Genomic DNA, 24,207 nt, shown 5'->3' with positions numbered 1-24,207 from the left:
TGCCCGGGCCGGTAAAAAGAAAAAATAAAGTCAAAACTGATTATCCCGCTTTCATTATCCGGCAGATTTATCCGTCTTTCCGGTATGTCCGCGCTCTCCCTTCATTGCCTCAACCCTTCACCAACGGCGTTCGTTCGATCTGTTTCAGTGATAAGTCCGCTTTTGTTCAATGATTTTGAACAGAGGCGTGAAGTTTTTCAGCTATCAATCAACGCGCCTCAGGGAGAGACTATAAAAAACATTGAGGAGATTTGAACATGATTTATGTACGTAAAGCTGAAGAACGCGGTCACGCTAACCACGGCTGGCTTGATAGCTGGCACACCTTTTCCTTCGCCAGCTATCACGACGCTAACTTTATGGGTTTCTCCGCGCTGCGGGTGATCAATGAAGATGTGGTGGAAGGCGGCCAGGGTTTTGGTACCCATCCGCATAAAGATATGGAAATTCTGACTTACGTGCTCTCCGGCACGGTTGAGCATCAGGACAGCATGGGCAACAAAGAGCAGATCCCGGCCGGGGAATTCCAGATTATGAGCGCCGGTACCGGTGTGCGTCACTCGGAGTACAACGCCAGTGCCACCGAGCCGCTGCATCTTTACCAGATCTGGATCATTCCTGAGCGTACCGGCATTGAGCCTCGCTACGATCAGCGTCGCTTCCCGGATGTGCAGGGACGTCAGCTGGTGCTGAGTCCGGATGCGCGAGAAGGCTCGCTGAAGGTTTATCAGGATATGACCTTATCACGCTGGGTGCTGGCGGCAGGTGAGCAGGACAACGTCGCAATTGATGCCGGTCGACGCATCTGGATTCAGGTGGTTAAAGGTGATGTTACCGTCAACGGTCAGGCGGTTACCACCAGCGATGCGCTGGCTATCTGGGATGAAAGTGCACTGACCATCGAGGCCAGCAGCGCCGCCGAAGTGCTGCTGTTTGATCTGCCACCGGTCTGATTCGGTTACGGGCGCGCAACGTCGCGCCCGGTTGGCAATCTGGTGACAGAAAAGTGATAGACTCATCGTACTTAAGCTATGAGGGCGATCCCAGGCGCTACGATGAAGAAGAAAAGACCGGTATTACAGGACGTTGCCGATCGCGTCGGCATTACTAAAATGACCGTCAGCCGTTACCTGCGCAATCCTGAGCAGGTCTCCATTGCCCTGCGCGATAAGATTGCCGTGGCGCTGGATGAGCTGGGTTATATCCCTAATCGCGCACCCGACATGCTTTCTAATGCGACCAGCCGCGCCATTGGCGTGCTGCTGCCGTCGCTCACCAACCAGGTTTTCGCCGACGTTCTGCGCGGCATTGAAGCCGTCACCGATGAGGCGGGCTACCAGACGCTGGTGGCTCACTTCGGCTATAACCCGCAAAAAGAAGAGTTACAGCTGCGCTCGCTGCTCGGCTGGAACATTGATGGGGTGATCCTGACCGAACGCACCCATACTCCGGGCACGCTGCGGATGCTGGAGGTGGCCGGCATTCCGGTGATTGAGATGATGGACAGCGTGACGCCCTGCCTGGATATGGCAGTAGGCTTCGACAACGTGGAAGCGGCACGTCAGATGACCCAGGCTATTCTGCGTAAAGGCCATCGTTATACGGTTTACCTTGGCGCGCGGCTGGATGAACGTACGCTGCAAAAGCAGCGCGGTTATGAAGCGGCGATGCGCGAAGCGGGGCTGACGCCGCGCAGCGTAATGATGGAAGATGCCTCGTCGTTCAGCGCCGGTTGCGATCTGCTGCGAGAAGCGCAACGACTCTATCCTGAAACCGACAGCCTGTTCTGTACCAATGATGACCTGGCGGTTGGCGCGATGTTTGAATGCCAGCGGCAAGGGTTGCAGGTGCCGAGCCAGATGGCGATTGCTGGTTTTCACGGTCACGACATCAGTCAGGTGGTGACGCCGCAACTGGCAACGGTACTGACGCCGCGCGACCGGATGGGACGTGAAGCGGCGGCGCTGCTGCTGGCGCGTATCGCCGGTGACAGCAGCGTGAATCAACCGCTCGATGTCGGTTTTGAAATCAGTGAAGGTGGCAGCATCTGATTCTGGCGATTTTATGAGTCAGCTCACACTTTCGTGCTTTTCCCGGTAAAAAGGTTGCCAGGCTGTTAAGCGGTCAAGACAATGAGAAACGACATTGTTATCGGTAACATTGGCAAACTCATCCCTGCCGGAGCAGAAAAATGACAACGCAATCCCCGTCGCATCACGTTTTTATCCTGATGGGCGTTTCAGGCAGCGGTAAGTCTGCCGTCGCCAACCAGGTGTCACATCAACTGAATACCGCCTTTCTCGACGGTGATTTTCTCCACCCGCGCGCCAACATCCTGAAAATGGCCGACGGTCATCCGCTGGATGATAACGACCGTCAGCCGTGGTTACAGGCGCTGAACGATGCCGCTTTTGCGATGCAACGTACCCAGGCGATTTCGGTGATTGTCTGCTCAGCGCTGAAAAAAAGTTATCGCGATATTCTGCGTCAGGGGAATGACAACCTGCGTTTCGTCTATCTGAAAGGCGACTTCGACACCATCGAAGCCCGTCTCAAAGCGCGTAAGGGTCACTTCTTCAAGCCGCAAATGCTGGTCACTCAGTTTGCGACGCTGGAAGAGCCCGGCAGCGATGAGCCGGATGTACTGGTGGTGGATATCGATCATTCACTCGACGAGGTTGTGGCGGCTACGGTTGCGACTATCAGGGACGCAATCAGCCAGGGTTAGAGATGAATACCGCAACACTTGTTTTGACTGCAGCAGGCTCTGTCCTGCTGCTGCTTTTTCTGGTGATGAAAGCGCGCATGCACGCCTTTGTCGCCCTGATGTTAGTGTCGATTGGCGCTGGGTTATTCTCCGGTATGCCGCTGAATCAGATCGCCGAAACCATGCAGAAGGGGATGGGCGGCACGCTCGGCTTCCTCGCTATTGTGGTGGCGCTGGGCGCGATGTTCGGCAAAATCCTGCACGAAACCGGCGCCGTCGATCAGATCGCTATCCGGATGCTGAAAACCTTTGGTCAGAGTCGCGCTCATTACGCAATGGGCATTGCCGGCCTGATCTGCGCGCTGCCGCTGTTTTTTGAAGTGGCGGTGGTGCTGCTAATCAGTATCGCTTTTGCCGTGGCGCGGCGTACCGGTGGCAACCTGGTTAAGCTGGTGATCCCGCTGTTTGCCGGGGTTGCCGCCGCGGCCGCCTTCCTGCTGCCGGGTCCGGCACCGATGCTGCTGGCCTCGCAGATGCACGCTGACTTTGGCTGGATGATCCTGCTTGGTCTGTGCGCGGCGATCCCCGGCATGTTGATTGCCGGTCCACTGTTCGGCAATTTCATCGGGAATCACGTCTCCTTCAGCGCGCCACCGGAAGATCATCAGCCGGATGTCGATGAGAGTAAGCTGCCCTCGTTTGGCTTCAGCCTGTCATTGATTCTGTTCCCGCTGGTGCTGGTCGGCCTGAAAACTATCGGCGCGCGCTTCACCACCGAAGGCACCACCTTATATGAGTGGCTGGAGTTTATCGGCCACCCGTTTACCGCCATTCTGCTGGCGTTGCTGGTGGCGATTTATGGTCTGGCCTACCGTCAGGGCATGGACAAAGAGCGGGTGATGCAGGTGTGCGGCAGTGCGCTGCAACCGGCGGGTATTATCCTGTTGGTGATTGGTGCGGGCGGGGTGTTTAAGCAGGTGCTGGTGGATTCCGGCGTCGGCCCGGTGCTGGGTAACGCCCTGACCGGTGCGGGACTGCCGATTGCGCTGGCCTGCTTTATCCTGTCGGGCGCAGTGCGGGTGATTCAGGGGTCGGCGACGGTCGCCTGTCTGACCACGGTCGGCCTGATTATGCCGGTGATTGAACCGCTGCACTACAGCGGCGCTCAGCTGGCGGCACTGTCGATCTGTATCGGCGGCGGGTCGATTATTATCAGTCACGTCAATGATGCCGGTTTCTGGCTGTTTGGCCGCTTCACCGGGGCCAGCGAAGCAGAGACCCTGAAAACCTGGACGCTGATGGAAACCATTCTCGGCACCGTTGGCGCGGTGGTGGGGATGATCGCCTTTACGTTGTTATCGTAACGGTGCCGCTCTCCGGTTCCGTTCTTCCCTGCTGTGACGGGGGGAAGAACGGAGCTGATGACAGCGACTCACTACAGCTTCAGATAGGCCCGAATCCCATCAAGGAACATCTGGGTCGCCAGCATAATCAGAATCAATCCCATCAGCCGCTCCAGCGCATTGACTCCTTTATCGCCCAGCAGGCGCAGGAACAGGCCCGACAGCAGCAAAATGCCGACCGTAACGCCCCAGGCAATCAACAGCGCACCCACCAGATGCGTCATCTGGTGCGGGTACTGATGTGACAACAGCATCAGGGTCGCCAGCAGCGACGGTCCGGCGACCAGCGGGATCGCCAGCGGCACCAGAAACGGTTCTTCACCTGCCGATAAGCCGGTGCTGCTGCTCTCCTCCGATGGGAAAATCATCTTAATAGCGATTAAGAACAGAATTATCCCGCCAGAAATCGACACCGTCTCGGTACGCAGATTCAGAAACGCCAGAATGCGTTCACCGGTAAACAGAAACAGCAACATGATGATTAACGCAATCAGCATTTCGCGTATCAGAACCACTCGCCGCCGTTTCGGTTCCAGATGCTTTAAAACCGACATAAAAATGGGCAAATTGCCCAGTGGGTCCATAATTAACAACAATAATAGGGTTGCTGAAATCATTTCAGTCATTCGTTTTGCGCCGTCTCGTGAGCTAAAAAGGGCTGTTATTAGTTACGCTGCTGAAAAAGTTAGCGTAATCGAATTAATTCACTTGCCAGAAAGCCTGCATTTTGTAGAGTTGGTAGTCACAGCTAAATCTTATTATTACGCAGAGCGGCGTGAAAATAACACGTCGTTCCCTCCTCTGAAATGAAAAGCAGGTGTGAAACCGCCTGAGACGGACACGACATGAAGAATGTAGGTTTTGTTGGTTGGCGCGGTATGGTCGGCTCAGTGCTGATGTCCCGCATGAGCGAAGAGCGCGATTTTGATCTCATCAATCCGGTGTTCTTCTCGACGTCGCAGCACGGCCAGGCGGCCCCGGCTTTTGGCGGTAAGCAGCAGGGTGTTCTGCAGGATGCGTTTGATATCGAGGCGCTGCGTGCGCTGGATATCATCATCACCTGCCAGGGCGGTGACTACACCAGCGAGGTCTATCCGAAGCTGCGCGAGAGTGGCTGGCAGGGTTACTGGATCGATGCCGCCTCTACGCTGCGGATGAAAGACGATGCGATCATCATCCTCGACCCGGTTAACCATCAGGTGATCCGTGAAGGTATCGATCGCGGCATCAGGACCTTTGTCGGCGGAAACTGCACCGTCAGCCTGATGCTGATGTCACTCGGCGGGCTGTTTGCGCAGGATCTGGTGGAGTGGGCCTCGGTGGCGACCTATCAGGCGGCGTCAGGCGGCGGTGCGCGTCATATGCGTGAGCTGCTGACCCAGATGGGCATGCTGCACGATCACGTGGCGCCTGCGCTGCAGAATCCGGCCTCGGCCATTCTCGATATCGAGCGTAGCGTCACCGACTTCACCCGCTCCGGTACCCTGCCGACCGATAACTTCGGCGTGCCGCTGGCTGGCAGCCTGATCCCGTGGATCGACAAGCAGCTGGATAACGGTCAGAGCCGTGAAGAGTGGAAAGGGCAGGCGGAAACCAACAAGATCCTCGCCACCCGTAACGTGATTCCGGTTGATGGACTGTGTGTACGCGTCGGTGCGCTGCGCTGTCATAGCCAGGCGTTTACCCTGAAGCTGAAACGCGACCTGCCGCTGGCCGAAATCGAGCAGCTGCTGGCTGCGCACAATCAGTGGGTCAAAGTGGTGCCGAACGATCGCGAACGCACGATGCGCGAGCTGACGCCAGCGGCGGTGACCGGCACGCTGACCACGCCGGTTGGCCGTCTGCGTAAACTGAATATGGGGCCGGAGTACCTCTCGGCCTTTACCGTCGGTGACCAGTTACTCTGGGGTGCAGCGGAACCGCTACGCCGTATGCTGCGGTTGTTAACCAACTAACCGATGACGCTCGTCAAAGGCCGGATTTATCCGGCCTTTTTTGTTTTTGTCGCAGCATATCTGAGCTGCCGTTTCGCTTACTCAGTGATCAGCTTCCCTTTTTTACCGCTCGGTGAATAATTTTTTGTTTTCAGCCATGGCAACTGCCGCTACCAAGCTATGATTTAACCATGATGTGCCGCAGGTTGACTGTTTTGCTTTCCGGACTAAATGGTTGTTGTACACGGCAAAGACACTTTTCCCATGGAATGGCCTGACTCCTTTTGTCGTCGTACGTATGGCTCAATGAAGAGCAGTGCATGTGAAGCGCGACAAGTCGTGTCGTGTTGTTCATTTCGCCTGCCAAATATCACAGGAAGAAAGTCATGTCAGAGCTTCCCGATCGCGATGCGATCAATGCCCTGTTTGCAGGTAATTATTCTGACCCGTTTGCGTTACTGGGGATGCACCAGACTCAGCAAGGCCTGGAAGTCAGGGCTTTGTTACCTGAAGCGCTTGAGGTGTGGGTAATCGAAACCTCCACCGGGCGCAAACTTGCGCAGCTGGCGTGCGAAGATGCACGCGGCTTCTTCAGCGGGGTGATCCCACGCCGTAAAAACCGTTTCCGCTATCAGCTGGCGGTGAACTGGCACGGCCAGCAGAACCTGATCGACGATGCCTACCGCTTTGGCCCGCTGCTGCAGGAGATGGACCTGTGGCTGCTGGCCGAAGGCACCCACCTGCGCCCTTACGAAACGCTGGGCGCCCACGGTGACGTGATTGATGGCGTCACCGGTACCCGTTTCTGCGTCTGGGCGCCCAATGCCCGTCGCGTGTCGGTAGTGGGGGATTTCAACTTCTGGGATGGCCGCCGTCACCCGATGCGCCTGCGTAAAGAGATGGGCATCTGGGAGCTGTTTGTGCCTGGCGCGGTTAACGGGCAGCTGTATAAATTTGAAATTATCGATGCCAATGGTCAGCTGCGCATTAAAGCGGATCCGTTCGCTTTTGAGGCGCAGATGCGACCACAAACGGCTTCGATGATTTGTGGCCTGCCCGATGCCATCGAAATGAAAGATGCGCGCAAAGCGGCCAACGCCTTTGATGCACCGATCTCGATTTATGAAGTGCATCTCGGTTCATGGCGACGTCATACCGACAATAACTTCTGGCTGAGCTACAAAGAGCTGGCTGAACAGCTGGTGCCCTACGTCAAAGAGATGGGCTTTACCCATATCGAACTGCTGCCCATCAACGAACACCCGTTTGATGGCAGCTGGGGTTATCAGCCGCTGGGCATGTATGCGCCGACCCGTCGCTTCGGGACCCGTGACGAATTCCGCGCCTTTATCGACAGCGCCCATGCCGCCGGCCTGAACGTGCTGCTGGACTGGGTGCCGGGCCACTTCCCGAGTGATGACTTTGGTCTGGCAAAATTTGATGGCACCGAGCTGTACGAACACAGCGATCCGCGTGAAGGTTTTCATCAGGACTGGAACACCCTGATCTATAACTTTGGCCGCCGTGAAGTCAGCAACTACCTATCGGGCAATGCGCTCTACTGGGTTGAACGTTTTGGCATTGATGGTCTGCGCGTCGATGCGGTGGCGTCGATGATTTACCGCGACTACAGCCGCGCGGAAGGCGAGTGGGTGCCTAACCAGTATGGCGGGCGCGAAAACCTCGAAGCGATTGAATTTCTGCGCTACACCAACCGCACGCTGGGCACCGTGGCACCCGGATCGGTCACCATGGCGGAAGAGTCGACCGATTACCCTGGCGTGACGCGGCCGACCGAAGGCGACGGACTGGGCTTCTGGTTCAAGTGGAACCTCGGCTGGATGCACGACACGCTCGACTACATGAAACTCGATCCGATTCATCGCCGTTATCATCACAACCTGATGAGCTTCGGCATGATGTACAACTACACCGAGAATTTTGTGTTGCCGCTGTCACACGACGAAGTGGTGCACGGTAAGCGCTCGATTCTCGACCGCATGCCGGGCGACGCGTGGCAGAAGTTCGCCAACCTGCGCGCCTATTACGGCTGGATGTGGGGCTTCCCGGGCAAGAAACTGCTGTTTATGGGCAATGAGTTCGCCCAGGGCCGCGAGTGGAATCATGACGTCAGCCTCGACTGGCATCTGCTGGAAGGCGGTGACAACTGGCACCACGGCGTTCAGCGTCTGGTGCGCGATCTTAACCATACCTATCAATACTACACGCCGCTGCATCAGCTCGACTTCGATCCGCAGGGATTTGAGTGGCTGGTGGTCGACGATGCGGAGCATTCGGTGTTTGCCTTTGTCCGTCGCGATCGTGAAGGCAATGAAGTGATCGTGGTCAGTAACTTTACGCCGGTGCCGCGGCCGGGTTACCGCTTTGGCGTGAACCAGCCCGGCAAGTGGCGCGAAGTGCTGAATACCGACCAGCATGAGTACCACGGCAGCGACGTGCGCAACCACGGCGTGCAGACCGATCAGCAGCCGAGCCATGGGCGACCGCAGTCGCTGAGCCTGAATCTGCCGCCGCTGGCAACGCTGTGGCTGGTGCGGGAGGGCGAATGACCATAACGGCCGGCGATCCGCAGCCGCCTGGTGCCAGTTACGATGGCAAGGGCGTCAATTTCACCCTGTTTTCACAGCATGCCAGCCGCGTTGAGCTGTGCCTGTTTGATGAAAACGGCGTGGAGCAGCGTAGCGATCTGCCGGGCCGCAGCGGCGATATCTGGCATGGCTATGTTCCGACACTAAAGCCAGGGCAGCGTTACGGCTTTCGGGTCCACGGTCCATGGGCGCCCCGTCAGGGGCATCGTTTTAACCCGGCGAAGCTGCTGGTGGACCCATGCGCCCGCGCGGTAGAAGGCGACGTGCCGGACGATGCCCGTTTTCACGGCGGTATCAGCGAGCCTGATCCGCACGACAGCGCGGCGATCGCGCCGAAGTCGCTGGTGGTGGCGGAAGATTTCGACTGGCAGGACGATGTTGCGCCGCGCACCCCGTGGGGCAACACCGTGATTTATGAGGCGCACGTGCGCGGCCTGACCCGGCAGCATCCGGAAATTCCGGAAACGCTACGCGGCACTTACGCGGCGCTCGGCCATCCTGTTATGGTGGATTATCTGCGCCGTCTCGGTATCACGGCGATTGAGCTGCTGCCGGTGGCCCATTTTGCCAGCGAGCCGCGTTTGCTTCAGCTTGGGCTAAGCAATTACTGGGGCTATAACCCGTTTGCCCTCTGGGCGGTCGATCCGCGCTACGCCGCCGGACAGGATGGGCTGACGCCGCTGCAGGAGTTTCAGCAGGCGGTCAAAAACCTGCATGCGGCGGGGATAGAAGTGCTGCTGGATGTGGTGTTTAACCACACCGCCGAACTGGACGCCATCGGTCCGACCATTTCAATGCGCGGCATCGATAACGCCAGCTATTACTGGCTGGATGAGCAGGGCGACTACCAGAACTGGACCGGCTGTGGCAACACGCTCAATCTGCATCATCCGCAGGTGATGGCGTGGGTGCTGGATGCGCTGCGCTACTGGGTGCGGGTTTGTCACGTCGACGGTTTCCGCTTTGATCTGGCACCGGTGCTGGGGCGCACGCCCGATTACCAGCGCGATGCGCCGCTGTTTGAGGCGATACGCGCCTGTCCGCTGCTGTCCAAGGTCAAGCTGATTGCCGAACCCTGGGATATCGGACCCAATGGCTACCAGGTCGGCCAGTTTCCTGCGCCGTTTGCTGAATGGAACGATCGCTTCCGCGACACCGCGCGACGTTACTGGCTGCACGGTGCAATGAGCAACGGCGAGTTTGCCCGTCGCTTTGCCGCCTCCAGCGATCTTTTTCAGCAAGAGGACCGGCAGCCACACGCCACCGTCAACCTGATCACCGCTCACGACGGCTTTACGCTGTGGGATGTGGTGAGCTTTGAACGCAAACACAACGAAGCCAACGGGGAAGATAACCGTGACGGACACGGCGATAACTACAGCCATAACCATGGCAAAGAGGGGCTGAACGTCAGCTTCGATGTGATTGAGCGCCGCCGTCGCAGCGTGCGGGGCTTGCTCACCACCCTGTTACTGTCGCAGGGCACACCGATGCTGCTGGCGGGCGACGAGCGCGGCCACACGCAGCACGGTAACAACAACGCCTACTGTCAGGATAACGCCCTGAGCTGGCTTGACTGGCGGGCGGATGAGAAAGGATTGGTCGGATTCACTGCGGCCCTGATCCGGCTGCGTCAGCAAATTCCGGCGCTGACGGCGGATCGCTGGTGGCAGGAAGGTGATGGCAATGTGCAGTGGCTCAATGCCGGTGGCCAGCCACTGCAACACGATGAATGGGCACAGGGGACGCACAGATTGCAGATCCTGCTGTCCGGCCGCTGGTTAATAACAATAAACGCCACGGACTCGGTGAATGACATCGTGTTACCAGACGGAGAATGGCGTGCCCTTCCTCCTTTCGCCGGGGACGATAACCCCATCCTGTTAACTGTCTGGCATGGTCCCGCACACGGTGTGTGCGTGTTCCAAAAGCAATCATAAGGAGTCAGACATGGTTAAATTAGACAGAACAGATCACCTGATGCTGGCGCGCCAGCTCCCTACACAAACGGTTGCTCTGATCCTCGCCGGTGGACGCGGTACACGGCTGGTCGACCTGACAGCAAAACGTGCCAAGCCGGCGGTGCACTTCGGCGGCAAGTTCCGCATTATCGACTTTGCCTTGTCCAACTGCGTTAACTCCGGTATCCGCCGCATTGGCGTGATTACCCAGTACCAGTCCCACACCCTGACCCAGCACATCCAGCGTGGCTGGTCGATCTTCAATGAAGAGATGAATGAGTTTGTGGATTTGCTGCCAGCGCAGCAGCGCTTCTCCACCGAACAGTGGTATCGCGGCACCGCCGATGCGGTAACGCAAAACCTTGATGTGATTCGCCGTTATCAGGCGCAGTACATCGTGATCCTCGCCGGGGACCACATTTATAAGATGGATTATTCGCGCATGCTGCTGGATCACGTGGTCAACGAGGCGAAATGTACCATCGCCTGTTTGCCGGTGCCGGTGCATGAGGCCACCGCGTTTGGCGTGATGGCGGTTAACGAAGAGAACATGGTGATCGACTTCGTTGAGAAGCCGCCAAAACCGCCGACCATGCCGGGTGATGACACCCAGGCGCTGGCCAGTATGGGGATCTACGTCTTCAACGCCGACTATCTTTATGCGTTGCTGGAAGAAGATCTGCAGACCCCCGGCTCAAATCACGATTTTGGCAAAGATATTCTGCCGAAAATCGTGGCGAGCGGTGAAGGCTACGCGCACTCCTTTGCGCTTTCCTGCGTGCAGAACGACGACAAAGCACCGCCTTACTGGCGCGATGTCGGCACGCTGGAAGCTTACTGGCGCGCGAACCTCGACCTGGCCTCGGTGATGCCGGAACTGGATATGTATGACGTGACCTGGCCAATTCGCACCCATATGGAGCCGCTGCCGCCCGCCAAGTTTGTCCAGGATCGCTCAGGCAGTCACGGCATGACCATGAACTCACTGGTATCGGGCGGCTGCATTATTTCCGGCTCGGTGGTGGTGAACTCGGTGCTGTTTCCCCGGGTTCGCGTTAACTCGTTTTGCAACATTGATTCAACCGTGCTGCTGCCCGATGTGGTGGTTGGCCGATCCTGCCGTCTGCGCCGCTGTGTGATCGATCGCGCCTGCGAGCTGCCAGAAGGAATGGTCATCGGCGAAAACCCAGATGAAGACAGTCGCCGGTTTCACCGTTCGGATGAAGGCATCGTACTGGTTACCCGCGCCATGCTGGCTAAACTGGCCAATGCGGGGCAGTAAGCGATAGCGGAACACACGCAATCGGCACGCGGATCGTGCCTGATAACTTAATGAGGTCGAGGATGCAGGTTTTACATGTCTGTTCAGAACTTTTCCCGCTGCTCAAAACGGGCGGACTGGCTGATGTAGTCGGGGCATTACCTCAAGCACAAATTGCGGGTGGCACGGATACGCGGGTGTTATTGCCCGCTTTTCCAGCATTGCGCAAGGGCATACCTGATCTTCAGGTGGTAACAGAATTGGATACGTTTGCCGGACATGTACGATTACTGTTTGGTGAGTTTAACGGGGTAGGTATCTACCTGATTGATGCGCCGGCGCTCTATGACCGTCCGGGCAGTCCGTATCATGATGAGTCGCAGTTTGCCTACGTCGATAACTACCTGCGCTTCGCGCTGCTCGGCTGGATGGGCTGTGAGCTGGCGTGTGGGCTGGATGCAATGTGGCGTCCGGATATTGTTCACGCCCACGACTGGCATGCTGGCCTGACCTGCGCCTATCTGGAAGCGCGTGGTCGTCCGGCCAAATCGGTGTTCACCGTGCATAACCTGGCTTATCAGGGGCTGTTCGCGGCGCATCACATGGAAGAGATTGGTCTGCCGTGGTCGTTTTTCAGCATGTACGGACTGGAATTTTTCGGTCAGATCTCTTTCCTCAAAGCGGGTCTCTATTACGCCGATCACGTCACGGCGGTCAGCCCGACCTACGCGCATGAAATCACCTCGGCCGAGTTCGGTTATGGCATGGAAACCTTACTGGCGCAGCGTATGCGTGAAGGTCGCCTGAGCGGCATTCTGAACGGCGTGGACCCGTCAATCTGGGATCCGGCGCATGACCTGCTGCTCAACGCGCGCTATAACCGCGACACGCTGGAAGCCAAGGCGGAAAACAAACGCCAGCTGCAGGTGGCGATGGGGCTGAAGGTGGATGATAAGGCCCCGGTATTCTGCGTCATCAGCCGTCTGACCAAACAGAAAGGGCTGGACCTGGTGCTGGAAGCGCTGCCGGGCCTGCTGGCGCAGGGCGGACAGCTGGTGCTGCTGGGGCAGGGCGATGCCGAGTTGCAACAGGGATTCCTGGCCGCGGCGGCAGAACATCCTGGCAGCGTCGGGGTGCAGATTGGCTATCACGAAGCGTTCTCACACCGCATCGTTGGCGGCGCGGATGTGATTGTGGTGCCGAGCCGATTCGAGCCGTGTGGCCTGACTCAGCTTTATGGCCTGAAGTATGGTACGTTGCCGTTAGTGCGACGTACCGGCGGTCTGGCCGATACGGTCAATGACAGTTCATTAGAGAATCTGGCGGACGGTATCGCCAGTGGCTTCAGTTTTGAAGATGCAAACGCCTGGTCGCTGTTGCGGGCCATCCGGCGTGCGTTTGTATTGTGGTCTCGTCCTTCGTTGTGGCGTTACGTTCAGCGCCAGGCCATGGGGATGGATTTTAGCTGGCAGGTGGCGGCACAAGCCTACCGTGATCTCTACCAACGTTTGATGTAACGGATTGGGAAAACTGGATATGAATGCACCTTTCACTTACGCCTCACCAACGTTGACGGTTGATGCCTTAAAGCATTCGATTGCCTACAAACTGATGTTTACCATCGGTAAAGATCCTTCTATCGCCAATAAGCATGAGTGGCTTAACGCCTCGCTGCTGGCGGTGCGCGACCGGATGGTTGAGCGCTGGCTGCGTTCCAGCCGTGCCCAGCTGTCACAGGACGTGCGGCAGGTTTATTACCTGTCGATGGAGTTCCTGATGGGTCGCACGCTGGGCAATGCGCTGCTGGCGATGGGGATTTATGACGATCTGAACCAGGCGCTGGATGAGATGGGGCTGGACCTGGCCGAGCTGATGGAAGAAGAGAACGATCCTGGCCTCGGTAACGGCGGTCTGGGTCGCCTGGCGGCCTGTTTCCTCGACTCCCTGGCGACGCTGGGTATGCCCGGCCGCGGCTACGGTATTCGTTATGACTACGGCATGTTCAAACAGAACATTGTGGAAGGTGAGCAGAAAGAGTCGCCGGATTACTGGCTTGAGTACGGTAATCCGTGGGAATTCCAGCGCTTCAATACCCGTTACAAAGTGCGTTTTGGCGGCCGGGTGCAGCATGAAGGGGCGAAGGTGCGCTGGCTGGAGACAGAAGAGATTCTGGCGATGGCGTATGACCAGATCATCCCGGGTTTCGACACCGATGCCACCAACACCCTGCGGTTGTGGGGCGCGCAGGCGAGTAACGAGATCAACCTCGGTAAATTTAACCAGGGCGACTATTTCGCGGCGGTGGAAGATAAAAACCACTCCGAGAACGTTTCCCGCGTGCTCTATCCCGATGATTCAACCTATTCCGGCCGTGAACTGCGGTTGCGTCAGGAGTATTTCCTGGTGTCCGCCACCGTACAGGACATTCTTAATCGTCACTGGCGGATGCACCAGACCTGGGACAACCTGGCCGATAAAATCGCTATCCACCTGAATGACACTCACCCGGTGCTGGCGATCCCCGAACTGATGCGTCTGCTGATTGACGAACATAAGTTCAGCTGGGACAACGCGTTTGACGTCTGCTGCCAGGTGTTCTCTTACACCAACCACACGCTGATGACCGAAGCGCTGGAGACCTGGCCGGTCGATATGATTGGCAAAATTTTGCCACGTCATCTCAGCATCATTTTCGAGATTAACGACTTCTTCCTGAAAACCATTCAGGACTACTACCCGGATGACTGGGATCTGCTGTCGCGCATTTCGATCATCGATGAGAACGACGGCCGCCGGATTCGCATGGCGTGGCTGGCGGTGGTGGTCAGCCATAAGGTCAATGGCGTCTCTGAACTGCACTCCAACCTGATGGTGCAGTCGCTGTTTGCTGATTTCTCGCGGCTGTTCCCCGGCCGTTTCTGCAACAAGACCAATGGCGTGACGCCGCGTCGCTGGCTGGCGCTGGCGAACCCGGCGCTCTCTGAAGTGCTGGATGAGGAGATCGGCCGCAACTGGCGTACCGATCTCAGCCAGCTCGGCGAGCTGAAAGCGCAGATTGATTATCCGGCCTTTATCGAAAAAGTGGCGGTCGCCAAACATCAGAACAAACGTCGGCTGGCTGACTGGGTGGCGAAAAACCTTGATGTGGTGCTGGACCCGAATGCGCTGTTTGACGTGCAGATTAAACGTATCCATGAGTACAAGCGGCAGCTGCTCAACGTGCTGCATGTGATCACCCGCTATAACCGCATCAAAGCCGATCCGCAGGCGGACTGGGTGCCGCGCGTCAATATCTTTGCCGGCAAAGCCGCCTCGGCCTATTACGTCGCCAAGCACATCATTCATCTGATCAACGATGTCGCGAAAGTGATCAACAACGATCCGCAGGTGAAAAATAAGCTGAAGGTGGTCTTCATTCCGAACTACAGCGTCAGCCTGGCGCAGATCATCATCCCGGCGGCCGATCTTTCAGAGCAGATCTCTACCGCCGGTACCGAAGCCTCCGGCACCAGTAACATGAAGTTTGCGCTCAACGGCGCGCTGACCATCGGTACGCTGGATGGCGCCAACGTTGAGATGCTGGATCACGTCGGCGAGGAGAATATCTTCATTTTCGGTAACACCACGCCGCAGGTTGAAGCGCTGCGTAAAGGCGGATATAACCCGCGTCAGTACTACGAAGAGGACCCGGAGCTGCATCAGGTGCTGACCCAGCTGGCCTCTGGCGTATTCAGCCCGCAGGAGCCAGGTCGCTACCGTAACCTGTTTGATTCGCTGGTGAACTTCGGCGATCACTATCAGCTGCTGGCGGATTACCGCAGTTATGTCGATACCCAGGACAAGGTGGATGCGCTCTATCGCCAGCCGGACGAATGGCAGCGGCGTGCCGCGATGAACATTGCCGGCATGGGCTATTTCTCGTCGGACCGCACCATTCAGGAGTATGCCGATGAGATCTGGAATATTTCGCCGATAAGATTATAAGACGCGCACGTCACCGCCCGCGGTGACGTTATCATTCGCGGCGGCCGAGGGAGCGGCCGCACTGCTTCACGCCCGTCATTTCCGCTACCGCCGATCCACCGTGTCGTTCAGCGCTTCCCCTGATCAGGCTGATACCTGCACTCATCCCGCTTTGCCGTGACGGCAGCGGATCGCCGATCCCGCCCGATTGACTCCCCGGCAGAACTACCGCGACAGACATGCCAGATCATAACGCCCTCGCTGAGGTATCGGCTATTATGCAGCCCGGCTTACATGCGTTTCATCTTTTGACCAGACAGGCAGAACAGACAATGAGTGACAACATTAATCACGAGATTACCTTTCGCAAGCTCAGCGTCTTCATGATGTTTATGACCAAAGGCAATATCGCTCGCACCGCAGAAGCGCTGGAACTGAGCAGCGTCAGCGTCCATCGCGCGCTGCACACACTGGAAGAAGGCATCGACTGTCCGTTGTTTATCCATAAAGGCCGCAACCTGGTGCCGCTGCCCGCCGCCTGGACGCTGCTGGAGTATTGCCGGGATGTGACGGCGCTGATGGGAAAAGGGATCGAAGAAGCACGGCTGGTGGCTGGCGTCGGCTGTGGTCGTCTGCGGATCGGCACGCTCTACTCGCTGACGCTGGAAACCATCCCGCGACTGATCATGGGCATGAAGCTGCGCCGGCCGACGCTCGAGCTTGATCTCACCATGGGCTCAAATCAGATGCTGCTCAACATGCTGGAGGATGATGCGCTTGATGCAATCCTGATCGCCACCAACAACGGCGAGTTCAGCGATTCGCTGTTCGATGTGGTGCCGCTGTTTTATGACGATATTTTCCTGGCCGCACCGGCCGGTGAAACGCTGGATCTGAGCCGCCCGGCGGATCTGCGCGACTATGCCGATCGTGATTTCGTTTCGCTGGCCGAAGGCTTTGCCACCTATGCCGGTTTTCAGGAGGCGTTTCAGGTGGCCGGCTTTGAACCGAGAGTGGTAACGAAGGTGAATGACATTTTTTCGATGGTCAGTCTGGTGCAGGCTGGCATGGGGCTGGCGTTAATTCCGGGTCGGATGAAAAAAGTCTACGAAAACAATATCCAGCTGGTCAGCCTGGCCGAGCCTTATCAGATGCGTCAGCAGATTTCGATTGTCTACTCACACCGCCGCGAACGCGACCAGGAGCTGCTGGCGCTGGCCGCAGAAGGGCGGATGTACGCCCGCGGTCTTACTGACTCAGCCGTTTAGCCAGATGCAGTGCCACCTCAACGCTGTTGCGTTCCATGCAAATGGCTTCGCCCTGCCAGCCTGCCTGCAGGGTGAGGCCGGTCAGCACATTGCCTGGCGGCATTTCAATCGCCAGGCGGGCATCGCGCTGGTTGGCTGAAATCACCGCATCATTCCACTGCACCGTGCGCGCCATGTTATAGGCGAGGTCGTCGGCAATTTTACCCGGCTCCCAGATTACCCGCCCGGTCGAACCGCTCAGATAAGCGCAGCCAGGACGTGACAGGCTGACAGATTCAAACGCGGCAGCCAGTTCAGCAGCAGGCTTATCCAGCAGTGCGCAGTGAGATGGCACGCTGACCGCCAGCCTGACCGCTTTGCTGGCACCGGCCGCCAGCGCTTTTTGCGCCACCCGCGCCATATCCTCATCCCGTCCGGCAATCACGATCTGCGTTTCTGCATTGAGGTTGGCAATATAGGTATTGCTGTCGACCAGCAGCTTCTCCAGCCGGCTGAGCGTCAGTCCGGTAATTGCGGTCAGGCCGTAGCCCTGCGGATAGGCCTGCTCCATCAGATCGCCGCGCAGAGCCACCAGCCGTAGCGCATCGCTGAAATCGAGTGCGCCAGCAATCACCGCGGCGGGATAAGCGCCAATCGACAGGCCGCTGACAATGTCCGGCTTCAGCCCGTGTCTGATCAGCTCACGCGCCCAGGCTACGCCGGCAATCAGCAGACTGAGCTGGACGGCGCGGGTATGGCGCAGCGCATCAGCGCTGTCGAGCTGGTCGGTCTCTTCACCAAGCACGGCGCGCACGCTGTTTAACAGCGCCTCACCGTCGGGAAGATGTTGCAACATACCGACCCGCTGGGTGCCCTGGCCGGGAAAAGTAAAAAGGATTTTCATGCGGGATCTCTGCTCCAGGGTGACGCGGTCAGTCTCGGACCGGTGGCGGTTTTCAACAGTACGCGGCCTTCACGCAGCCATTCGTTGAGGGCAAAAGCGCCGAGCGGTGTTTCCACCTGAGTATCGACGCGGCAGGGCAGCGTTTCAGTCTGGCTCTGCCACTGCTGCAGCGCGTCGCGTGCCAGCGGCTGCGGCGCACGAATCAGTAAGTCCAGATCGCTGGCGGCGTGCAGCGTCGGCCGCTGTGTCGCCAGTGCATAACCGGTGCTGCCGGTGACGCCCCAGCGCCATGGCCAGTCGCTGTCGCTGAGCGCGATTGCCGCCCTGACCGGCGGATAATCAACAAACGGCGACGCGAGCAAATGGCTGCGATCAGCCAGCATCTCCGGTGTGACGACGCGTTCAATATCGGCCGCGTCTGTCCATCCGGCGGCGCGCTGTTCACGTTTTTCACCGCGCACGCCGACCGGAATCAGCCCCGATTGATTCACATCGCGCCGCACCACCACTGGGAAAGCGTGCTGCCAGTGCTGGCTGACCCAGGCGTCGCTGATGGCTAACAGCGCGCTGTCTGAGCGCAGCCAGAGGAGATCGTGGGGGCGCGGTGTGAACGTCATATTACATTCCGGAAGTCAGAGTAATGAACAGGGGTAACGATAAAATACACAGAATCGAACTTAACAGCAGCACGGCTTCAGCATCCGGCGACTGCACACCGAAGCGGTTACCAAACACCACGCCAAAGAAGCCGGCTGACAGCGCAATCATCAGAATCGCAGTAATCGCCACCGGACCACTCAGACCCAGCGCCAGCACCAGACCCCAGGCAATAAAGGGCTGAATCAGCAGTTTGGTAATTGTGCCGACACCCACCACGGCGTTGAGTTTCAGTTTACGCGCAGAGAGGATCACCCCGGTCAGGAACAGCGCGGCTGCGGTCGCCGCCAGGCCCAGCGGTTTAATCGCCGCCAGCACCAGATCCGGCATTTTAACGCCCAGCGCCGACAGCACCACACCAATCAACGGACCCATCACGATCGGTTTCTTTACTGAACGCCACATCAGGACTGGCAGCATGGTCAGGGTCGAACCGTGTGCGGTTCCCGCCGCAAAGGCTTTTTCGCGTTCCAGAATCAGCAGGCACAGCGGCGTCAACAGGACTGAACCACAGGCAATAGATACCGCGACAGAAAGCGACGTTGTGGGGTTTTCACCCAGTACGCTGGCGAGAATCGGCAGACCGAGTGCCGCGTAGTTTGGCAGTGCAACGGTCAGCGTCAGCACTGCGGCATCCTGCGGCGACTTTTTGAAAACTTTAGTGGCGGTAAAATAGATCCCCGCATAGGTGATCCACATGGCACCGGTAAGCACCACGATTAACGGCCATTGCGCCACGATGCCTGGCCAGGGCGTCTGTACTGTCGCGCTGAACAGGGCAGCGGGCAGGGCAAAATCCATCACAAAAATATTGAGCAGTGAAACGTCTTTGTTGTTGACCATTCCAGCCTTACCGGCCCAGAAACCCAGCAGCATGATCACAAAGATTGGAGCAAGGGCATGAACAATTATATAAATCATAAATCACCTGTATTTTAAGAAGAATTCTTGGCTAACACGATGTTTATAATTCTAAAAGCGGCCCTTATTGCGGGGCGGTCATCCGCCCCGTCCAGGCCGTTTCCGGCAGGTTTTTTTGTTTTGTAGTCGGGTTTACCAGCTGGCGCGCATCCGCTCACGGACCAGCGAGGAGCTGCGGCGATTTTCAGCGCCCAGCCGGTTTTTCAGGCTTGGATCCTGACGGGCATCAGCGATAGCTTTCTGCAGGGCAATCTCAACCATCGCCAGATCGGCATCTGACGGCGCATCAGGATTGGCCACGGTCAGCAGGTCGGACAGCAGGCCCAGGGTGTGGAAGTTGCTGACGTCATAGGCCATCGGCGGAATGGTCGCCGCCAGTTTTTCCAGCGCGTCGACGGTACGCAGCGTGATGCGCGCAGCGGACTCTTTACCCATTGCGTGCACCAGCACGCCCTGGTCGTTGAGCGCGATCAGCCGGTTTGCCTGATAGCCGTGCGCCAGAAATGCGCCGGACATCGCTTTACCGACAATCAGGCCAATCACCGGGTGACCGGCCAGACGGGCTTTAGCATAGGCACCGGCGGCACCGGCCAGCGCCTGGTGAATACCAAACGCCTCTTCACGGCGGCCATAAGCCTGACTCGGCACATCGATCACCGCCACAATCGGACGTTTCACCGCGCTGTTGCTGTCAGCGTCGATGGTTTCATTCACCACTTTCGCCAGCGTCCAGCCTTCCAGCAGGCCGACTTCACCTCTGGCGGCACGGGGATAGTGATTGTCTGCGTCAGGGACTACGGCGATAAAGCGGACGCTTTCGCCATTAAGTTCGCCGTCAGCGACCTGAACAGAGGGGCACAGCCCACTCAGGCGCTGCGCATCGGGTGCGAGTTTTGCCAGCCATGTTGCACCGCGGCTGTTGGTCTGGGTCATTATTTATCCTCCCGGGCGAAAAGCTGTTTAATCGTGGCGGTATCGGCCTGTTGACGGGTGTCGAAGTTGCTCAGCCGTGGCAGGAAATCCGCATATTTATCACTGCGATGCTGCGCCGGTACGCCTTTGGCAATGAAGTCATTCATCGCAGTTTTAACCGCATTGACGCCATCACTGACCAGCGCATCCACCAGGCCGCTGGCGTAGCGGATTTCGCCGCCGGTCATGCTCCAGATAAACGGACGGTCACGGGAGTCATACTCTTCAATGCCCGCTTCCTGCTCGATAACCTGTGGTCCGTTAAGGCCGAGGCGTGCTTCGCGGGTAACGATCAGGTAGCTGCAGAGCGCGGCAGCGATAGACATACCGCCAAAGCAGCCGACGGTGCCGGCAATGATGCCGATAACCGGGGTATAGCGACGCAGGTCGACAATCGCCGCATGGATGTCGGCAATCGCCGCCAGTCCCAGATTAGCCTCCTGCAAACGGACGCCGCCGGTTTCGAGGCACAGCACCGCCTGAGTCGGAATGCCGTTGCGATTGTCTTCAGCGGCCAGTTCGAGCGCCGCGGCCATTTTCGCGCCGGAGACTTCGCCCATGCTGCCGCCCTGGAAGGTGCCTTCGATGGCAATCACCACCGCTGGCTGACCGTTCAGCGTACCGCGCGCCACCACCATGCCGTCATCAGACTGCGGCACCACACCCTGCGGTGCCAGCCACGGTGACATGATGCCTTCAAAGGGATCCAGCAGTTCGCGATAGCTGCCATCGTCCAGCAGCGCACGAGCGCGCTCACGGGCACGTAATTCAATAAAACTGGCATCGTTACGCATGGCTCACCTCTTCAAATACCTGTTCAATACGGATACGCGCGACGCCGGGCGTTGCGCCAAAGTCGTGAATAACCAGCTGTCCGGCGGGCAGGCCGCTGATCAAATTCAGGCGGTCAAACAGCGCCTTCCAGCGGGCGTCGCTGTTATCCAGTGAAGTGGTGATATCAATATTCAGCGTTTGCCCTTCGGTTGCGGTGTACAGCACTTCCATATCACCGGAACCAACGACCCCTGCCAGGGCTTTACCGCTGAGTGCGCGGTTAGCAGGGAAAGATAATGTGATGTGTTCCATAACGACCTCTAATTAAAAGAGTGGTTGGTGGCCGGACATACCCTGTCGACAAACAGCGTCGCGGCCAGCAAATCGGCGGCACCGCCCGGGGAGGCGTTCAGGGCCAGCATGCGGTGATCCAGGCGGGCGAGGGCGGCCTGACCTTCAGCGGTTCCGCAGCCACCGGCCAGCAGCACCGCGCGGGCGCCGCGCTGCATGGTTTCCAGTCCGGTCATGCCGGCACGTGACAGCACGCAGGTATCGCTGAGTGAGGTCATGATCGCCATCAGCGCATCCAGGCGGGCTTCGCTTTCGCTGGCACCGGCTGCGCGGCTGCGCAACAGCTGCGGCAGCGCCAGCTTCATCACGTGAGGAAAAGCCTGCTGCGCCTCCTCACGTGCGCCGGGTACCTGATAGCGGTGACTCGCTTTCAGCCCCTTGCTGAACACTTTCGGTGCCGCCCGGTCGGGCAGGCTTGCCAGCATTGCGGCTGTCTGCGTCAGGCTGTCAGCCGTGGCGTGACCGCCGTGCATTGCGGCCGCGCTGACCAGCAGACCCAGCGCCCAGATAGCACCACGATGGGTATTCACGCCGCCGGTGGCCGCCATCATCTGCCGCTCGCCCTCACGTCCCAGACGACCCACCGTTTCGCGCAGGGCGATGTCGGCTGGCCGCATCCAGCTCTGACGGGCCAGCGCCAGGAAGGTCGGCACCAGACTTTCGGCGGAGCGCTCCATCAGGGCCAGCGTCAGGTCCTGATGCGCGCCGTTGCCCCGGCTGTCGACCAGACCCGGCTTGGGACTCAGCCGCGCTTCATCGGTCAGACAATCGCGCGCTGTGATCGCCAGCAGGCTGGCCTGCGCCTCGGGTTGAGTCTGCGACAGGAGTTTCATTACCAGCTCCGGAATTTTGCCGGTGGGTTATAAAGACCGCCCGACCATTCAACCAGGTCAGAGACACTGCTGGCGGCGAGCAGCGAGCGGGTGGCATCTGAACGACGGATGCCCATGTCTTCCGGATAGACGACTTTGCCGCTTTTACGCAGGGCCGCTACGCGCGCCGCATCAACGCCAAGACCGATATCGGTAATCCCGGCCACCGCAGCGACCATCGCGCGGCGCTCTTCGAGACTTTCTGCCCGATAGAGATAGGCAATACCCTCTTCGGTCAGCACGTGGGTAACGTCATCGCCATAAATCATCACCGGTGCCAGCGGCATGCCGGTCGATTTTGCCACTTCAACCGCATCCAGCGTTTCAACGAAGGTAGGTTTGGCACCGGCCTGGAAGGTTTCAACCATCTGAACCACCAGTTTTTTACCGCGCTGCATCGGGTCTGGCTCGGTGATCATATTGAGCCAGGCAGGCGAAGCATGACGGCGGCCGTGCGGATCGTGGCCCATGTTAGGCGCACCGCCGAAGCCGGAAAGACGACCGCGGGTCACGGTAGAGGAGTTTGCCAGGCCATCGACCTGCAGGGTGGCACCGATAAACATATCCACCGCATACTGACCTGCCAGCTGACAGAAGGCGCGGTTAGAGCGCATTGAACCGTCGCTGCCGGTGAAGAAGATATCGGGACGGGCGCGGATGTACTCTTCCATCCCCAGCTCACCGCCGAAGCAGTGCACGCTCTCAACCCAGCCGCTTTCAATCGCCGGGATCAGCGTCGGATGTGGGTTCAGCGTCCAGTGCTTACAGATTTTGCCTTTCAGGCCGAGTTGTTCACCGTAGGTCGGCAGCAGCAGTTCAATCGCGGCGGTGTTAAAACCAATGCCGTGGTTGAGCGACTGCACCTGGTGTTCGGCGTAGATCCCTTTGATCGCCATCATCGCCATCAGGATATGTTCCTGCTTGATCAGGCGTGGGTCGCGGGTGAACAGCGGTTCGATAAAGAAAGGTTTGTCGGCGACGACGATATAGTCGATCCAGGAACCGGGGATATCGACGCGCGGCAGGTCGGTTTCGTCATCGACCAGTTCATTCACCTGAGCAATCACGATACCGTCACGAAACGCGGCAGCTTCTACCAGCGCCGGCGTATCTTCGGTGCTCGGGCCGGTATACAGATTGCCTTTGCGGTCAGCTTTATAACCGGCAATCAGCGCGACGTTAGGGCTCAGGTCAACGTAGAGGCGGGAATAGAGTTCGATGTAGGTGTGGATCGCGCCTATTTCCAGTTGTCCATCTTCTAACAGCTGGGAAATACGCAGGCTTTGCGGGCCGGAAAAAGAAAAATCGAGTTTGCGGGCGATGCCTTTCTCGAAAATATCAAGATGTTCGCTGCGACCGACGCTCGGCATAATCATATGCAGGTCGTGGACTTTGGCCGGATTAACGTTCGCCAGGGTACGCGATAAAAAATCTGCCTGTTTCTGGTTATTACCTTCCAGCACGACCCGGTCACCGGGCGCAATCAGTTTTTCAAATGCTTCAACAGCTCTTTCAGTAGGAATGACTTTGCCATCAACAGGGAAAGATGCCAGACGCCGCGCTTTCTCACTGCGGCGTGTGTTCCATTCCCGGGCAGGCGTTTGGCCTGTGTTCATTTCAACCTCCTGATTAAAATAACGGATATGTCGTTTTTGCTAACAGAAGTCTGGA

General features: G+C 58.0%; 21 protein-coding genes. 12 read left to right on the top strand and 9 right to left on the bottom strand.

Annotation, left to right across the window (positions count from 1 at the left end):
- The first annotated feature begins 257 nt into the window (after window positions 1-257).
- The 4 genes from AC6I8D_RS18510 to gntU all read left to right on the top strand — a co-directional run bounded on the left by AC6I8D_RS18510 (window position 258) and on the right by gntU (window position 4,071).
- A complete protein-coding gene (locus AC6I8D_RS18510) occupies window positions 258-953 on the top strand; it encodes a pirin family protein (RefSeq protein WP_312054305.1) in 696 nt (231 codons plus the stop codon).
- Window positions 954-1,055: 102 nt separating this feature from the next.
- Window positions 1,056-2,051, top strand: coding sequence for a gluconate operon transcriptional repressor GntR (gene gntR, locus AC6I8D_RS18505; protein ID WP_312758862.1), 996 nt, complete (start codon window positions 1,056-1,058; stop codon window positions 2,049-2,051).
- A gap of 140 nt (window positions 2,052-2,191) precedes the next feature.
- Window positions 2,192-2,728 carry a gluconokinase gene (gene gntK, locus AC6I8D_RS18500; RefSeq protein WP_233986880.1) on the top strand — a complete coding sequence of 179 codons (537 nt, stop codon included), beginning with the start codon at window positions 2,192-2,194 and terminating at the stop codon, window positions 2,726-2,728.
- 2 nt (window positions 2,729-2,730) lie between these two features.
- Window positions 2,731-4,071 carry a gluconate transporter gene (gene gntU / locus AC6I8D_RS18495; protein WP_010253270.1) on the top strand — a complete coding sequence of 447 codons (1,341 nt, stop codon included), beginning with the start codon at window positions 2,731-2,733 and terminating at the stop codon, window positions 4,069-4,071.
- Between the two features lie 71 nt (window positions 4,072-4,142).
- Here gntU and AC6I8D_RS18490 read toward each other — a convergent pair whose 3' ends face one another.
- Complete coding sequence (locus tag AC6I8D_RS18490; protein ID WP_312054428.1) at window positions 4,143-4,694, bottom strand: YhgN family NAAT transporter; 552 nt, start codon at window positions 4,692-4,694, stop codon at window positions 4,143-4,145.
- On the opposite strand from AC6I8D_RS18490, the gene AC6I8D_RS18485 reads away from it, so the two are divergent.
- From AC6I8D_RS18485 to AC6I8D_RS18450, 8 genes are all read left to right on the top strand, one after another.
- Window positions 4,585-4,920: a hypothetical protein gene (locus AC6I8D_RS18485; RefSeq protein WP_312054430.1), complete on the top strand. Its 336-nt coding sequence runs from the start codon at window positions 4,585-4,587 to the stop codon at window positions 4,918-4,920. The genes AC6I8D_RS18490 and AC6I8D_RS18485 overlap by 110 nt on opposite strands.
- 35 nt (window positions 4,921-4,955) lie before the next feature.
- On the top strand, window positions 4,956-6,065 hold the full coding sequence (gene asd / locus AC6I8D_RS18480) for an aspartate-semialdehyde dehydrogenase (RefSeq protein WP_312054312.1): 1,110 nt from the start codon (window positions 4,956-4,958) through the stop codon (window positions 6,063-6,065).
- A gap of 365 nt (window positions 6,066-6,430) precedes the next feature.
- The gene (gene glgB / locus AC6I8D_RS18475) at window positions 6,431-8,614 is read left to right on the top strand and encodes a 1,4-alpha-glucan branching enzyme (RefSeq protein WP_312054313.1); all 2,184 of its coding nucleotides are present in this window, start codon (window positions 6,431-6,433) and stop codon (window positions 8,612-8,614) included.
- The gene (gene glgX, locus AC6I8D_RS18470; protein ID WP_497820566.1) at window positions 8,611-10,593 is read left to right on the top strand and encodes a glycogen debranching protein GlgX; all 1,983 of its coding nucleotides are present in this window, start codon (window positions 8,611-8,613) and stop codon (window positions 10,591-10,593) included. The genes glgB and glgX overlap by 4 nt, the downstream gene beginning before the upstream one ends.
- 10 nt (window positions 10,594-10,603) lie before the next feature.
- On the top strand, window positions 10,604-11,896 hold the full coding sequence (glgC, locus tag AC6I8D_RS18465; protein WP_031375633.1) for a glucose-1-phosphate adenylyltransferase: 1,293 nt from the start codon (window positions 10,604-10,606) through the stop codon (window positions 11,894-11,896).
- Between the two features lie 62 nt (window positions 11,897-11,958).
- Window positions 11,959-13,392 carry a glycogen synthase GlgA gene (gene glgA / locus AC6I8D_RS18460; RefSeq protein ID WP_312054316.1) on the top strand — a complete coding sequence of 478 codons (1,434 nt, stop codon included), beginning with the start codon at window positions 11,959-11,961 and terminating at the stop codon, window positions 13,390-13,392.
- Between the two features lie 19 nt (window positions 13,393-13,411).
- Window positions 13,412-15,859 carry a glycogen phosphorylase gene (gene glgP / locus AC6I8D_RS18455; protein WP_312054318.1) on the top strand — a complete coding sequence of 816 codons (2,448 nt, stop codon included), beginning with the start codon at window positions 13,412-13,414 and terminating at the stop codon, window positions 15,857-15,859.
- Between the two features lie 311 nt (window positions 15,860-16,170).
- Window positions 16,171-17,106, top strand: a complete 936-nt coding sequence (locus AC6I8D_RS18450) for a LysR family transcriptional regulator (protein WP_031375635.1) — start codon at window positions 16,171-16,173, stop codon at window positions 17,104-17,106.
- Here AC6I8D_RS18450 and mdcH read toward each other — a convergent pair.
- The 8 genes from mdcH to mdcA form a co-directional block, all read right to left on the bottom strand.
- On the bottom strand, window positions 17,087-17,989 hold the full coding sequence (mdcH, locus tag AC6I8D_RS18445; protein WP_312758870.1) for a malonate decarboxylase subunit epsilon: 903 nt from the start codon (window positions 17,987-17,989) through the stop codon (window positions 17,087-17,089). The genes AC6I8D_RS18450 and mdcH overlap by 20 nt on opposite strands.
- Window positions 17,986-18,606, bottom strand: a complete 621-nt coding sequence (locus AC6I8D_RS18440) for a malonate decarboxylase holo-ACP synthase (protein ID WP_497820565.1) — start codon at window positions 18,604-18,606, stop codon at window positions 17,986-17,988. The genes mdcH and AC6I8D_RS18440 overlap by 4 nt, the downstream gene beginning before the upstream one ends.
- A gap of 1 nt (window position 18,607) precedes the next feature.
- Window positions 18,608-19,567, bottom strand: a complete 960-nt coding sequence (locus AC6I8D_RS18435) for an AEC family transporter (protein ID WP_312054325.1) — start codon at window positions 19,565-19,567, stop codon at window positions 18,608-18,610.
- Window positions 19,568-19,699: 132 nt separating this feature from the next.
- Complete coding sequence (mdcE, locus tag AC6I8D_RS18430; RefSeq protein WP_312758874.1) at window positions 19,700-20,500, bottom strand: biotin-independent malonate decarboxylase subunit gamma; 801 nt, start codon at window positions 20,498-20,500, stop codon at window positions 19,700-19,702.
- Entirely contained in the window at window positions 20,500-21,333 is an 834-nt protein-coding gene (locus tag AC6I8D_RS18425) for a biotin-independent malonate decarboxylase subunit beta (protein ID WP_031375639.1), read from the bottom strand. The genes mdcE and AC6I8D_RS18425 overlap by 1 nt, the downstream gene beginning before the upstream one ends.
- Complete coding sequence (mdcC, locus tag AC6I8D_RS18420) at window positions 21,326-21,625, bottom strand: malonate decarboxylase acyl carrier protein (protein WP_031375640.1); 300 nt, start codon at window positions 21,623-21,625, stop codon at window positions 21,326-21,328. Before mdcC ends, AC6I8D_RS18425 begins: the two co-directional genes overlap by 8 nt.
- Before the next feature lie 8 nt (window positions 21,626-21,633).
- Window positions 21,634-22,497: a triphosphoribosyl-dephospho-CoA synthase gene (locus tag AC6I8D_RS18415; RefSeq protein WP_497820564.1), complete on the bottom strand. Its 864-nt coding sequence runs from the start codon at window positions 22,495-22,497 to the stop codon at window positions 21,634-21,636.
- Window positions 22,497-24,152: a malonate decarboxylase subunit alpha gene (mdcA, locus tag AC6I8D_RS18410; RefSeq protein ID WP_497820563.1), complete on the bottom strand. Its 1,656-nt coding sequence runs from the start codon at window positions 24,150-24,152 to the stop codon at window positions 22,497-22,499. The genes AC6I8D_RS18415 and mdcA overlap by 1 nt, the downstream gene beginning before the upstream one ends.
- Window positions 24,153-24,207 lie beyond the last annotated feature (55 nt).

This window comes from Pantoea sp. X-Soil-MYKO-1785 (genome assembly GCF_059730675.1).
This window is presented reverse-complemented; position numbering and strand designations above follow the sequence as displayed.